The 14025-nt window shown below is 71.1% G+C and carries 12 protein-coding genes; 5 read left to right on the top strand and 7 right to left on the bottom strand.

All coding sequences use genetic code 11. The features are described from left to right. Nucleotides 1-346: 346 nt before the first annotated feature. A complete protein-coding gene (locus ACFVUT_RS03605) occupies nt 347-1288 on the top strand; it encodes an ABC transporter substrate-binding protein (RefSeq protein WP_389654962.1) in 942 nt (313 codons plus the stop codon). Nucleotides 1289-1389: 101 nt separating this feature from the next. Here ACFVUT_RS03605 and ACFVUT_RS03600 read toward each other — a convergent pair whose 3' ends face one another. Next, nucleotides 1390-2655 carry a DUF5685 family protein gene (locus tag ACFVUT_RS03600; RefSeq protein WP_389654960.1) on the bottom strand — a complete coding sequence of 422 codons (1266 nt, stop codon included), beginning with the start codon at nt 2653-2655 and terminating at the stop codon, nt 1390-1392. 284 nt (nt 2656-2939) lie between these two features. Here ACFVUT_RS03600 and ACFVUT_RS03595 point away from each other — a divergent pair, with 284 nt between their 5' ends. Continuing rightward, entirely contained in the window at nt 2940-3383 is a 444-nt protein-coding gene (locus tag ACFVUT_RS03595) for a cell division protein SepF (protein WP_389654958.1), read from the top strand. Between the two features lie 22 nt (nt 3384-3405). Here the strand turns inward: ACFVUT_RS03595 and ACFVUT_RS03590 are convergent, their stop codons facing one another. Beyond that, complete coding sequence (locus tag ACFVUT_RS03590; RefSeq protein WP_389654956.1) at nt 3406-4620, bottom strand: acyl-CoA dehydrogenase family protein; 1215 nt, start codon at nt 4618-4620, stop codon at nt 3406-3408. 73 nt (nt 4621-4693) lie between these two features. After that, nucleotides 4694-6565 carry an MFS transporter gene (locus ACFVUT_RS03585; protein ID WP_389654954.1) on the bottom strand — a complete coding sequence of 624 codons (1872 nt, stop codon included), beginning with the start codon at nt 6563-6565 and terminating at the stop codon, nt 4694-4696. A 535-nt stretch (nt 6566-7100) separates the two neighbouring features. Here ACFVUT_RS03585 and ACFVUT_RS03580 point away from each other — a divergent pair. Next, entirely contained in the window at nt 7101-8144 is a 1044-nt protein-coding gene (locus ACFVUT_RS03580; protein ID WP_389654952.1) for a phosphatase PAP2 family protein, read from the top strand. Between the two features lie 109 nt (nt 8145-8253). Here the strand turns inward: ACFVUT_RS03580 and ACFVUT_RS03575 are convergent, their stop codons facing one another. The 4 genes from ACFVUT_RS03575 to ACFVUT_RS03560 form a co-directional block, all read right to left on the bottom strand. Further along, nucleotides 8254-8469, bottom strand: a complete 216-nt coding sequence (locus ACFVUT_RS03575; protein ID WP_389654950.1) for an I78 family peptidase inhibitor — start codon at nt 8467-8469, stop codon at nt 8254-8256. 576 nt (nt 8470-9045) lie between these two features. Next, nucleotides 9046-10005: a helix-turn-helix transcriptional regulator gene (locus ACFVUT_RS03570; protein WP_389654949.1), complete on the bottom strand. Its 960-nt coding sequence runs from the start codon at nt 10003-10005 to the stop codon at nt 9046-9048. Between the two features lie 120 nt (nt 10006-10125). Next, complete coding sequence (locus ACFVUT_RS03565; RefSeq protein WP_389654947.1) at nt 10126-11046, bottom strand: transferase; 921 nt, start codon at nt 11044-11046, stop codon at nt 10126-10128. Next, nucleotides 11043-12326 carry a glycosyltransferase family 4 protein gene (locus ACFVUT_RS03560; RefSeq protein ID WP_389654945.1) on the bottom strand — a complete coding sequence of 428 codons (1284 nt, stop codon included), beginning with the start codon at nt 12324-12326 and terminating at the stop codon, nt 11043-11045. Before ACFVUT_RS03560 ends, ACFVUT_RS03565 begins: the two co-directional genes overlap by 4 nt. Nucleotides 12327-12683: 357 nt before the next feature. Here ACFVUT_RS03560 and ACFVUT_RS03555 point away from each other — a divergent pair, with 357 nt between their 5' ends. Together ACFVUT_RS03555 and ACFVUT_RS03550 are read left to right on the top strand one after the other, a co-directional pair. Continuing rightward, nucleotides 12684-13496: a hypothetical protein gene (locus ACFVUT_RS03555; protein WP_389654943.1), complete on the top strand. Its 813-nt coding sequence runs from the start codon at nt 12684-12686 to the stop codon at nt 13494-13496. A gap of 137 nt (nt 13497-13633) precedes the next feature. After that, the gene (locus tag ACFVUT_RS03550) at nt 13634-13978 is read left to right on the top strand and encodes a hypothetical protein (protein WP_389654941.1); all 345 of its coding nucleotides are present in this window, start codon (nt 13634-13636) and stop codon (nt 13976-13978) included. Nucleotides 13979-14025: the final 47 nt, after the last annotated feature.

The following is a 14025-nucleotide window of genomic DNA, read 5'->3' as shown; positions in this document are numbered from 1 at the left end:
ACGTCTCAGTTCAGTTGACGGGTCACCGAATGCCTGTTCCACTGGGGCCATGTATTCGCAGCAGTGGCTGGTCAAGCGCTCCCACATCGACTTCGGTCGCGTGTGGTCCGCCTCCTGTTGAGCTGACCCCCTGCGGTTCCCCGTGTCTCAGCCTCGCGCCGTGTGCGGCGCCTGAGCACTGTTCCCCGCGTGTCCTCACGTACACAACACCGCTCCACCCTCCCCTCGCCCCACCGTTTCCCGCTCCGCCGATGTCCTTCGCCACGGCCATGGTGCCGCCGCGCGCTGCCCCGCGGGCGCGCCGGCGTGCCCGTGCACGGCCGACGACCCTGGAGAACCACGCCTCATGCCCCGAACCCGGCACTCCGCTGCCTTCGCGCTGATCACCGTCGCCACTCTCGCCCTCACCGCGTGCGGGTCGGGCGATCCGGCGGACGCGCCGGCCGGCGCCGCCGGGACCGCGGCCAAGGGGAAGGTCCCGACGACGGATGTGGTGTCGTCGGTGCACAAGGACGAGGCCGCGGCGAAACTGCTGCCCGCCGGTGTCCGCGCCTCCGGCACCCTGACCATCGCCTCCAGCGTCGGCAGTCCGCCCACCTCCACCTACCTCGACGACGGCAGGACGGTGGCCGGTACGGACATCGACGTCGCGGACGCGGTGGCCAGGAAACTCGGGCTGAAGCTGAAGCGCGAGGTGGCCTCCTTCGAGGCGATCCTGCCGGCCCTGGACAGCGGGAAGTACGACGTGGGCACGGGGAACTTCGGGGTGACCGAGGAGCGCCTCGGGACCATCGACTTCGTCACGTACATCAATGACGGCCAGGGCTTCGCGGTCCGCGACGACAGCAAGCTGACGAAGGTCACCGCTCTCACCCAGCTCTGCGGGCTGACCGTGGGCACCGGCGCGGGCACCACCTTCGAGGTGACGCTGGAGGAGAACCGGCATCTGTGCTCCGACGCGGGAAAGAAGCCGTACGAGGTGAAGACCTACAGCGACCAGGGCGCGACCTGGGCATCGCTCCAACAGGGTCGCAGCGATGTGCTGATGTCGACGATCAACGGGCTGCGGTACGCGGTGGACCAGCAGGAGGGCGTGCGCTTCCTCAATGAGTTCAAGCGCCTCGACGTGGGCTTCGCCTTCAAGAAGGGCACGCCGCTGGCGCCCGCGTTCCAGGCCGCGGTGAACGGCCTCAAGGCGGACGGCACCTACGACCGGATCCTGAAGAAGTGGGGGATCAGCGAGTCCTCGATCGAGACCTCGCAGATCTCGCCGCCCGAGATCAAGTGATCCGACGCGCGCCGGGGCCGCGTCCGTGCCCGCGCCGGAACATTCTGCCGGGGCCGCGACGCCCGGGGGGACGTCGCGGTTCCGGCCTGCGCGGCCCTGCCTCAGCAGCTGCAGTCGCACCCGCAGTCGCAGCAGTCGCATGAATCGCAGCAGTCCCCGCAGTTGCTGCAACAGTCACACACCTCGCAGCAGTCGCCGCAGTCGCACTGCTGGCACAGCCCCTCGCGGCTCTGATGGCTCCACGGATCGTTGAAGGTTCCGCAGCACATCTGGCAGGTGCAGGCCAGTCCCGCCCACACCAGGCAGCCCGCGATCAGCCCGCGCCGGTCGCGCGGCGGCTCGGGCGGGGGCTGCGGCGGGCCCGCGGGACCGCCGGGGGACGGGGCGTACGGATTGCCGGGCGGAGGCCCGAAGGCCCCGGTGTGACGCGCACCTGACGGAAAGCCGGCTCCGTCGGCGTCCGCGCCTCCCGCCCGGTGTGAGCACGTCGTGGTGCCGAACGCCCGGTCCACCGACTGGCGCAGTTCGTGCACCAGCAGCACATGGGTCAGCGTGCCGTCGGTGAACTCCGCGTCGCGCAGCGCCAGCCGCACGCCACGCAGCGCGTCGTCGCAGAGCCGCCGGGCCTCGGCCCGCGAGGTGCCCGTCGCGGTGAGCGGGTTCCAGGCACCCGACGCGGCGTCAGCCTCCTGGTCCTCCACGGCATCCAGCAGATGCGCCAGGCGCCCGAAGAGGCGGCCCGCCTCCGACAGCGGCTCGGCGTTCCGCGGCATGCCCGCGAGTATCGCGGTGTGGGCGAAGGCGGCCGCGGTGGCGGTCTCGGTGGGTTCGGTGACGGCGAGCAGCGGGGTGCCCGGCCCGGCGAGCAGCTCGATGCCGGTCTGCCGGTCGACGGCGTCGACGAGCAGCGCGGTGTCGAAGCCGAGCTGAGCGCCGGTGCGCGCTCCGGCGCGGTCCCAGCCGGCGGCGACCCGGCGCGCGGCGGCGGCGACCGGGCGGCGCTTCAACAGGCCGTCCCCGTCGGCGACGTGGTCCCGTACCTTCGCCGAGGCCAGCACCAGGGAGACGGCGGCGGCCAGCCTGGCCCCCTCACCGCGGGCGACCGGGGCGGTCCGCATGGCTCGCAGCGGACAGGGCCCCGCGGTGCGTCGTCGGCCGGTGGTGCGCGGCGACTGAGCCTCCGTCAGGACCGAGACGATCAGGCCGTCATAGTTCGTGACGATCCGGGCGAACTGCCCGTGGTCGGAGCGGAGTGCGAGGCAGAGTCCGCAGAGATGGGCCATCCACTCGGTCCTGAGCCCCTCGGACAGCCGATGGACGCAGGGCCTGACGATTCCGAACACGACGATCCCCCGAGAGTCGTTCATTCGCACGCCACGCTCGTGCGCGTGCTCGACGCGCATCGTATCGAGTGCCCCGTTCACCCGTACGCCCCCCGCACCACCCATACGGACCGGTGCATCATATTTTCTTTCCTTCAGGTCCCGGATGCAGGAGGAACCTTGACGAATCGCCACGTCTTCTGCACCAGTACCGTCACGAATCCCCTGCGCGCCGACTATCCACTTGGCGCACGATCCGCATCATGGACGACCATAGGGATACGAAAGAGATGCGGAACACCACGGAACCGCGGTGAGAGGAGGCGTCCATGGGATCGGTGCGCAAGGCGAGTGCCTGGCTGGGCCTCGTAGAGGACAACGACGAGCGGTACTACGACGACGACGAGTACGCCGAGGGCGCGCAGACCGGGACCGGTCAGGCCTGGGTGACGGACCCTCGCGTACAGGTGGCCTCCGAGGCGGCCGAGGAGACGGGCCGCCGGATCGCCACCGTCACCCCGGACAGCTTCCGGGACGCGCGGGCCATCGGGGAGCTCTTCCGGGACGGCGTCCCGGTGATCGTCAACCTCACGACCATGGACCCCGCCGACGCCAAGCGTGTCGTGGACTTCGCCGCGGGACTGACCTTCGGACTGCGCGGCTCGATCGAGCGCGTGGCCACCCGGGTCTTCCTGCTGACCCCGGCCGACACCCAGGTGGTCAGCGGCGAAGCCGCCGGCCGGCCGGCCGACGGCTTCTTCAACCAGAGCTGAGCAGGGCGCTCGCCGGACCGGTCTACCGGAACGCGTCAAGGCCGGTGAGCGCCTTGCCCAGCACCAGCTGGTGCATCTCCACGGTCCCTTCGTAGGTGAGCACCGACTCCAGGTTCGTCGCGTGGCGCATCACCGGGTACTCCAGCGAGATCCCGTTGGCGCCGAGGATCGTGCGCGAGGTGCGGCAGATCTCGATCGCCTCCCGCACGTTGTTGAGCTTTCCGAAACTGACCTGTTCCGGGCGGAGCCTGCCCGCGTCCATCCGCCGGCCCAGATGATGGGCGAGCAGGATGCCCTTGTGCAGTTCCACGGCCATGTCGGCGAGCTTGGCCTGGGTGAGCTGGAAGCCACCGATCGGCCTGCCGAACTGCTCCCGGGTCCTCGCGTGGTCGAGGGCCGACTCGAAGCAGGCACGCGCCGCGCCCATGGCTCCCCAGACGATGCCGTACCGGGCATGGCTGAGACAGCTGAGCGGACCGCGCAGACCGGCGGCCCCCGGGAGTACGGCATCGGCGGGCAGCCGTACCCCGTCGAGGACCAGCTCGCTGGTGACCGAGGCGCGCAGGGACCACTTGTGCTTGATCTCGGGCGCCGAGAAACCCGGGGTGTCGGTCGGTACGACGAATCCGCGGATTCCGCCGCCCTCGCCCCCGCCCTCGCCGGTCTGCGCCCAGACGACGGCGACCCCGGCGACCGAGCCGTTGGTGATCCACATCTTGCGCCCGGTGAGCACCCAGTCCTCGCCGTCCCGCCTGGCGTACGTCCGCATCCCGGCCGGGTCCGAGCCGTGGTCCGGCTCGGTGAGGCCGAAGCAGCCGATGATCTCGCCGGCCGCCATGCCCGGCAGCCACTGCCGGCGCTGCTCCTCGGACCCGAAGCGGTGGATGGCGTACATGGCGAGCGACCCCTGTACGGAGACCAGGGAACGGATGCCCGAGTCGGCCGCTTCGAGTTCCAGGCAGGCCAGCCCGTACTGGACCGCGCCGGCACCGGCGCAGCCGTATCCGTGCAGGGACATCCCGAGGGCGCCGAGCGAACCGAGTTCGCGGGCCAGCTCGCGGATGCCGGGCAGTTCGCCGTTCTCGTACCACTCGGCGATGTGCGGCAGAACGCGGTCGGCGGCCCAGTCGCGGACGGTGTCGCGGATGGCGAGGTCCTCGGCGCCGAGCAGGTCGTCGATGCCGATCGGGTCGGCGGGATCGAAGGGCGGGAGCTTCGAGGACTCAGGAGCGGACATGAGGGCGCCTCCGGCGGCTCGCACGATGCTAAAACTAGCAGTGATAGTTACAGCGTCGTGCCGACGTTACGGCTCAGTGTCCCGCCCGTCCAGAGCCGGTCGCCTCCGCGGGTCGGCGCCCCCCGGGTATCGGGCGCGACCGCTGGGCGCGACCGGCGGCGGACGCCTCGTTCGGACCGCGGACGTCGCGCACCGCGATCTCCACTCCCTGTTCGGACGCGTGGACATCCCGCACCGCGACCGCACCGTCCCGTTCGGACGCGTCGACATCCGGCGCCGCGACCGCACCGTCCCGTTCGGACACGTCGACATCCCGCACCGCGACCGCACCGCCCCGTTCGGACACGTCGACATCCCGCACCGCGACCGCACCGCCCCGTTCGGACGCGTCGACATCCGGCGCCGGGCACTCCATCGCCCGCGGCAGCCGGACTGCGGCGAGCGCTCCGAGCAGCAGCAACGCCGCGCTGACCAGCAGCGTGACATGCAGGCCGGTGATGAAGGAGTGACGGGCCGCGGAGCGCAGCACCTCGCCGAGCGATCCGCCGAGCCGGTCCGCCACCTGGTACGCCTCGCCCAGCGAGCGGGCGGCGGCCGCGCCGTCCCCGGCGGAAACCCCCTCCTGCGGAAGCTTGGCGAGTCCGGGGGTGTAGGCGGCGTTCATGACACTGCCGAGCAGGGCGATCCCCATGCCCGCGCCCAGCTGATAGGAGGTCTCGCCGATCGCGGCGGCGCCGCCGGCCCGGTCGGCGGGGGCCTCGCTGAGCATGGATTCGTACGCCCCGAAGAGCGTGGTCTGGAGACCGAAGCCGAGTGCGACGAAGGCCGCGGTCAGCAGGCCGGGCCGGTCGTGCTGCCCCATCGCGGTCAGGATCAGCACGGAGACGGCCGTGAGCACGAAGCCCCAGCCGACCATCCGGCGCGGTCCCACGCGGCGCAGGGTGTACGAGCCGGTGGCGCCCGCGGCCATGGCCGCGAAGGTGAGCGGCAGCAGCCGCAGACCGGTCTGGAGCGGGCTCAGACCGAGGACGAGCTGGAGGTACTGCACGGCTATCAGTTCCAGCCCGACCAGGGCCAGCATGGCAAGGACGATGCAGCCCACCGCGGTGGAGAAGGCGGGCCTGGTGAACATGCCGATGTCGATCAGCGGATGCGCGCGACGCCTCTGGCGGCGCACGAAGGCGATGAGCAGTACGGCCCCGGTCAGCAGCGAAGCCAGAGTGCCCGGGCTCAGCAGCCCCTCGCCGGTACCGGCCCGCTTCACCCCGAGGACCACGCCGAGCATGCCCGCCGCCGCCATCAGCGCACCGAGCACATCCCACGGGCCGTCGCTGCTGCCGCGCGACTCGGGGAGCAGCAGGCGGCCGACCGGCAGGACCAGAGCCATCAGCGGAACGTTGATCAGAAAGACCGAGCCCCACCAGAAGTGCTCGACGAGGAAGCCGCCCATGACGGGTCCGGTGGCCGCTCCGACGGCGGCGACCGCGGACCAGACGCCGATCGCCATGGCCCGTTCGCGCCGGTCGGGGAAGACCTGCCGGAGGATCGACAGCGTCGCAGGCATGATCATCGCCCCGCCGACACCGAGCAGGGCACGTGCCGCTATGAGTACGCCGGGGCTGTCGGCCATCGCGGCGAGGGCGGAGGCCACGCCGAAGAGGGCGTAGCCCAGGAGCAGGACGCGCCGTCGGCCGACCCGGTCACCGAGCGTGCCGAAGAGGATCAGCAGCGAGGCGCAGACCAGCGGGTAGGCGTCCACGATCCAGAGCAGACCGGCGGCGCTGGGCCGCAGGTCCTCGGTGACGGCGGGGACGGCCACATGGAGCACGGTCGCATCGAGCGCGACGAGCAGCAGGCTGAGGCAGAGGACGACCAGGACGACCCATCGATGGGCACCGTCGGCTGCTGGGCGCAGCCGGAATCGGACTGTGGTCGTCCCGGACATGCATGTACCTCCCAAAAGGTCCCTCGCGCTCGGCGGGCCAGCCGGGGGCACAGCGGTTCGCTGCCCCCTCGGGGCCCGGCATCGACGGGCGAGTGATCCGTCAGCGTACGCGAGTTCGGAACACCCACACGTGGTCCACCTCATACCCCGACGGGCCGCGAAGTGTGGTGTACGCCACGCCCGCCTGTCGCCCGGACCTGCACGGACGACCCCCGTACCCGGCACAGAAGGTACTCGCCGTGACCCCTGTGACACGCGCCGGGCCCGCACAGGGAGCGTTCGGTGATCGAACGAGCACCGTCCGTTTTCCTCGCCCCAGGGGCCGGATAAATTCATACCGGCACCTCCCGGGCCTTTATGTCCGCACCCAAACACCCTTCCGAAACAAGCGCGAAAACAAGGGCGTGAAAACGCGGCGATACGCTTCTCGCGGCCATGAATTAAGGCCCGGCCGAGACATAGTCCACATCACATCGTCATCACAAAGAGACCGGATCGGCCTGTTCACGCACTCACTCGCTGTAACGTCGATTGGGTGCGTACCGACATCTTTGCCCGCCTGGACCGGGAGCCGGAGCCGCCGAAGATGGAGCCGCCGCGGATGAGCCGTCACCGCATCGCTCTCTTCTGCGGGACGTTGGCGTTCTATCTCGCCATCGTCATCGCCGTGCTGATCTCTTCCTGGCTGGTGGCCCTGGACTGGAAGGTCATGCTCTTCCGGCCGTACCAGCAGTGGCCGGAGATCCACGCCTTCCTCGATTACTACGTCGTGCTCGGCCAGCGCGGCCCCACCGCCACCATGGTCGCCTGCTGGCTCGGCTGGCGCTCCTGGCGGCAGCACACCCTGCGGCCCCTGCTGACGCTCGGCGCCTCGCTGCTGCTGCTCAATGTGACGGTCGGTGCGGTCAAGATCGGCCTGGGGCGGCTCGGGCCGCACTACGCGACCCAGATCGGCTCCGCGGAGCTCTTCGCCGGCGGCGATATATTTCCTTCGGGCCACACCGCCAACGCCGTCGTGACCTGGGGAATCCTCGCCTATCTGGCCACCACCCCGCGCGCCAGGCGCTATCTGTCGGCCACGTCGGCGATCGTCTCGCTCGGTGTCGGCCTCACGACCGTCTACCTCGGCACGCACTGGCTCAGCGACGTACTGCTGGGCTGGGTCGCGGGACTGCTGATCCTGCTGGGCCTGCCCTGGGTCGAGCCGCTGATCACCCGGGCCGAGGCCTGGATCTTCGCCCAGCGCGAGAGCCTGCGGGGACGCCCCCGTCCCGTACCTTCCGTGCCCGTCGCGGCCGGAGGCCCCCGGACCGTTCCGGTCCCGCAGCCGGACGGCGACGGCGCCGTGGCTCAGAGCCCGGTCCTGGAGCCGGTCGCCTCGGGAGGACACCCGGCGGCCACGACGGGCACGGTCACGGCCGGCCGGGTACGCGCACACCCCGCCCCTCCGCCGCATCCGACACATCTGGTGCGCTCGGAGAGGACCCCGGTCACCCCGGTCGGCAGTCGCCGCCCGCCGCACGCGGACCGTACGCCACGCGGCGGCACTACGCCGGCCCGCCCGATGACGGGCGGCTGACCACTCCCCGGAACAGCGGGGCGGATACGCACAGCCCCTCCCCTGCACAGGTGAAGGCCCCGACCGAAGTCGGGGCCTTCACCTGTGCAGGGGAGGGGACGCGAGGACCTCAGCCCACCCAGCAGCGGATGACGACGGCGTCGTCGACCTCGAAGTTGATCCGCCCGCTCAGGAACTCCATGGTGATGATCGCGCCCGGTGGCAGGGATCTGACGGTGCTCCAGCCGCGCCGGCGGGCCCGCTGTTCGGCCGCGTCGGCGGCGAGGCCGACATACGCGCCGGGCGTGTCGTCGGGCTGGGCGGAAGGGCTCGGTATGGATGCCATACCTCTCACCGTAGGCGGGCGCGGACCAGGGCGGAAGCCGGGGCACCGACCGCCGCACCGCATCCTCACGTCCCCTGGCGGTCACGCTTGTGTCACAGGATCACGACACGCGCGGCGCGCGCGTCACACCACCCGAACACCTGGTCCAACGACCGGACGGACAGTAATCACACCGCCCGGGAAACGATCATTCGGGAAGCCGGAAAACAAAAGAAAACAACCCCTTCCGAACCGTCGGAATTACCGCGCCGAACAGCTCCCGCAAACGGACATGACACCGGGAATTCACGCTTCCTTATGGCAGCCTTATCCTCTGGTCACAAAATCCGTGCCCGCGCGGGACCACCGCCCCACTACCGCCCGTATAGCGGACATCCGCGAACCGGCCCCGCGCGGAGGCGTCGGTGGACGCCACTCAGAGCCTGTCGGGTGACCTTCGGCCGGAGTGCGGACGCGGCACGGTGCGGGCGGTGCCAAGGCGCTGGGGGCCCCAGCGGAGCTACTGGGCCCTCCCGGCAACGCCGGAAGCGTGCGTGCCAGGGCGTGGCCCCCGATCAGACGCCACCAGACAGGCTCTCAGCCCAGGGCCCGGGAGAGCCGGTCCCTGGCCTCCCGGATCGCGTCCTTGAGCTCCGGTGGTTCGACGACCTCGAAGTCGATGCCCAGCAGCATGACGTGGACGACCAGCACGTCGAGGGACGACGCCCCGGTGAGCAGCAGACAGCTGTCGGCGCCGTCCGCCTCCAGCACCCCGGCAAACGGCGAGAGCCGTTCGGCCGCGCGCTCGATGCCCGTCTTCAGCCGGATCACCGCGCGGGCGGCGTACACGGCGGTGGAGATCCCCTTCGAGACATAGGCGGCCAGGTCCTCGGCCGGCGCGTCACGGGGGACGAATCGAGGGCCGTGCGGCGGCGTGGGCGTGATGCGGTCGGCGCGGAACGTGCGCCAGTCCGCGCGGTCGAGGTCCCAGGCGACGAGATACCAGCGGCGCTCGGTGCACACCAGCCGGTGCGGCTCGACGCTGCGGCGCGATACGGAGCCGGAGTGGTCCCGGTAGGCGAAGCGCAGCCGCTCGCTGTCCCGGCAGGCTCCGGCCAGTTCGGTGAGGACCCCCGGATCCGCGCTGGACACAGCGGGACCGCGGAGCAACGGCACGGTGAAGGTGTTCAGGGCGTTCACCCGGCGCCGAAGCCGGTCCGGCAGCACCTGTTCGAGCTTGGCCAGGGCCCGCACGGAGGTCTCGCCGATGCCCTCGACGCCATGGCCCGCCGCGGTGCGCAGCCCGACGGTGACCGCGACGGCCTCCTCGTCGTCGAGGAGGAGCGGCGGCAGCCGCGCACCGGCGCCGAGCCGGTATCCGCCGCCGGTGCCGGGGCTGGCGTGGACCGGGTAGCCCAGCTCGCGCAGTTTGTCGACATCACGCCGGACGGTCCGCGGAGTGACGTCGAGCCGTTCGGCGAGATCGGTGCCCGACCAGTCCCGGTGGGTCTGGAGCAGGGAGAGCAGACGGAGCAGTCGTGCCGAGGTCTCCAACATGGCGTGAGTCTGCCAGGGGTTGCGGACAGCTCGCGTCCGCAACCGGGCGCCGGCTCGCCGTCCCCGCGGTGTGCCGCGCCGCCCGGCAGACTGCCGTCCCCCGGTCCACCGCCCCGCGGTCTACCGTCCCCGCGCGGGAACGGGTTCGATCCGCACGCACAGGTCGTTGTCCGCCGAGTAGCAAGGGACTGCTCGGGTGCCCGGGCCGGCGCTGTGGCCCGGGTACACGAAGCTGTTCCTGCGGTCCCAGACATCGTCGAGGATGCGCGCGATGCGCACTCCCTCGGCCGGTTCCCCGGTGCCCGTCGCGGGAACCAGCCAGAGCGTCCACAGGTGCGGCTCGGTGGCCGGTCCGGCGTGCAGCCGGTCGAACGGAACCGTGAAGGAGAACGTGTCCTGCCCCCCGGCACCCACGGCCGGCACCCGGCAGACCCGGTCGGGGGCGCCGGCCAGTCGCGCCTCGACGCGGGCGTCGTCACCGAGGCGGATCCCGTACAGCACACCTTCGACGGTCATCCGGCCCCCGTCGAAGGTGAGCGGCCCGGCCTCGGCGTGCGGTGAGCGGGTCCAGCAGCGCACGGCGAGCCGGCCGTCGGCGGTCGGGTACGGGATCCGGACCGCGACCCGTTCGGCCTCCGGTGCCCGGTCCATGAGGAGCCGCACGTCCCTGATGCCGGGCTCGACGGCCACCGCCCCTTCGACGTCGGCACCCGGGTCGCCCACATAGACGTCCCATCGGCCTTCGGCGGGCGCCACGGTGCCGGGGAGCACCGCTCGCAGCCGTCCCCCGTCCAGCGGGCCCAGGGGCAGCCGCAGGGTGTCGCCGTCGCCGCCTGTGCCCTTGGCTCCGCGCCGTCGGAGAAGGAGTTCGGGCAGCGCCGTGGCCTCGCGGCGACCGCGGCCGAGGTCTCGGTCGAGGTCGCGGTCGAGGTCGCGGTCGAGGTCTCGGTCGAGGTCCAGGTCCAGGTCGAAGGTGATCCTGCCGTCGTCACCCGCGGTGCAGTCGGCTCGTGGTGTCTGTCGCGCTGCGGAGACGGTCATGCGGGCTTCCCCTTGCGGATGATGTCGGCCGCCTTGTACCGCAGGGCGTACGCCCCGTCCAGCACGGCCCCCCGGGCGAGGTGCAGTGTGCTGCGAAGTGCGCCCTGCGCACGCCTGTGCGGGGCGCGGGAGGCGAGGTCGGTGAAGAGCCGCTCGTGGCGTTCGGCGATCCGTGCGGGATCGAACCGCCGCGACGCGGCCAGCGCGGCGCGGCCCGAGCGGTGGCGCGCTTCGTCGTCGTCGATCAGGCCGAGCAGGGCCTGGGCCACCGCCGCCCGGTCACCGACCGGGACCAGCCGCCCGTCGGTGCCGTCCTCGATGATCTCGCGGGGGCCGTGCGGGCAGTCGGTGGCGACGACCGGCAGACCGCAGCGCATCGCCTCGACGATGGTCATGCCGAAGGACTCGCGGTCCGAAGTGACCGCGGCGATCGCCGCCTTGGGCCACTCGGCCTCCAGCGGGTTGACCGATCCCATCAGGAACACATGGTTGTGCAGGCCGAGTTCGGCGATGAGCGCGAGCAGTGGCCGGCGTTCGTTCCCGGTCGCGTCGCCACCCCCGTAGATGCGCAGGCGCCAGTCCGGGCGGACGGCGACCACGTCGGCGAACGCCCGGACGAGCAGGTCGTACCGCTTGACCTTGTGCAACCGGCCTGCGGCGATCACCCACTTGCTGTCGCCGTCGGCGGGCGCGATCGTCGGCGCGGGCACGCTGTTGGGGATGGACTCGATCCGCACGCCCGGCAGCTTGAGCCCGCTCCGGTAGGCGCGGGCGTCCGCCTCGGTGACGGTGGTGATCGCGTCGAGCAGGGCGTAGCGGTGGCTCAGCTCGCGGCGCAGCCGGTAGCTGTGGCTGTCCAGGGTGAGGTGTTCCTGCCCGATCCGGACCGGACCGCGCCGGGCCTGCCTGCTGATCTGCACATTGAGTCCGGGGCGGGTTCCGACGACGACGTCCGCGTCCAGGGAACGCAGATGGTCCGCCACCCGCGCGTCGGTCAGCCTGCTGTACTGGCGGTATCTGCTGTCGCCGCGCGGGAACACGGTTGCGGGCCGGGCGTGTTCGGCCACGTCCCCGTCGTAGTCCGGGCTCTTCTTGCGCAGGTCGACGAGGTGGCTCAGGCGCACCCCTTCGGGAGCGCCCAGCGCGGGGACGTCGCGGTGCCGGAAGACCGAGACGATCTCGATGTCATGGTGTCCGGCCAGCGCCCCGGCGAGGTTGAACGTCGTGCGGATCGTGCCTCCGACTCCGTAGGCGTTGTGGAGCAGGAAAGAAATGTGCATGGAACGCCAGATCTCCCGGTTCAGCGGTTCGGCGGTGAACGCCACTTGCCATGACGACGAGGTTCCGCCGGTGGTTCACTCCGGGAATCGACCAGTTTCAGCCATCTGCACACTCACCTTCTTTCCCGATTTATCGACGTATCGGCGAACCGGCCCATGACCGAGTCGACCACATCACCGCACGGCCAATCGGGAGAAAATGGATGTAATCGGCTACCCACGTCGCGAGATTCACCCTCTGCGCCGGATGGTTCGATTACGTTCCCCTTCCCGCGTGACCCCGGCTGCGGATCGCCCGTTGTCTTCTTCATGAGCCGGGAAGCGCCCGGCGCACGCACCGAGTTCGAGGAGCCACCCGTGCCGCGCATGCTCGACGTCAGCGAGGACGTACGTGCCGAGATCGGCGACGCCGAAGCCGACCGGCTGCTCGTCGGCGACAACACCCCAGGCAGCTACGACTGCACGTCCTGCCGCACCCCCGGCGACTCCGAACAGGAACGCACCAGCACGGTGCTCTTCGTCGGCGACGAGACCGCGGTCCTCGCCTTCGCCCACGCGACCTGCATTCCCTCGCAGGTCGTCCAGGTCGCCGAGGAGCAGTTGCAGGGTGCCGTACGCAGCATCACCGGCGACGGCGAAGCGGAGCACCAGGAGCACCAGGAGCACCCCGGACAGCCGGAGGGGATCAGCCCCGAACAGGCCGTCCTCGGGATCACCAGCGGACTCGTCCTGATCGACGACGAACTCCACCCGGCCCTCGTCGTCGAGCCGACCGGCGCGATCGCGCGCCCGGGCACGGACGGCAGCCGGGGCGACGAATTCCTCCAGCTGCTGCTGGAACAGGGCTTCCATCCCGTCCACCGGATGGACCAGATGCCTTCGGTGCTGCACGGCTGGTCAATCCTGCTGGCCGTGGGCCGGCTGCATGCCGTGCTCCAGCCCGGCATCGACGGCGGCGCCCCGATGGCCTGGTGGCAGGCGCACGCTCCGCTCCAGGTCACGGAGGGCTGGCGAACCGCGGCCAACAAGTCGCAGACCGTGCTCGTGTACGCCGCCCCGGCGGGGGCGATCGGCCAGCAGCCCCGCGAGGACCTGCTGCGCGACGCGTTGGACAGGGCCTCCACCGCCGGGCTCCTGGTTGCCGCGGCGATGCCGCTGGCCGGGACCTGATCATGTCCGTCGGCCTCTCGCACCTGCGGCGAACAGCTATTTCTCCGCCGGGGCCGCATCCGACGGACGGTGGGGTCGTTGGCACATACGTGCACGCATACGACTCCTCCTCACAGCGCCCGAGCCCGATCCCTTCCATGCGGCCCTCGCAGGATCCTTCGGACGGTCAGTCCCCCACCCCGATCTACGACGCGCTGTACTCCGAGTACCGCCGGTCGTTCCGGGCGCTGCCGGGTGATCGGAGTGGCGAGGAGGATCTCGGATTCGTTGCCTTCAGCACCAGCTTCTTCGGCAGCCGACTCCCGTTCAGCGGCCGTTCGGGGCTCTCCACAGGGCTGTCCGCGCACAGCGGACCGACCGGGCACGGCAGCGGCCCGAGCACGCACACCGGCACTCTCGGCAACTGGCAGCGGGTGGGCCGGCACTCCGGCCGGGCCCAGCCCGCGGCGCTGCCCCCGGGAACGGGATCGCGAGGGGCCTGACCCCATGAGGGAGCCCCGGTCCGGTTCGCTTCCGAACCGGACCGGGG

The organism is Streptomyces sp. NPDC058051 (genome assembly GCF_042885475.1).
GTDB lineage: Bacteria > Actinomycetota > Actinomycetes > Streptomycetales > Streptomycetaceae > Streptomyces.
The sequence above is the reverse complement of the archived record's forward strand: the minus strand, read 5'-3'. Positions and strand labels throughout refer to the sequence as shown.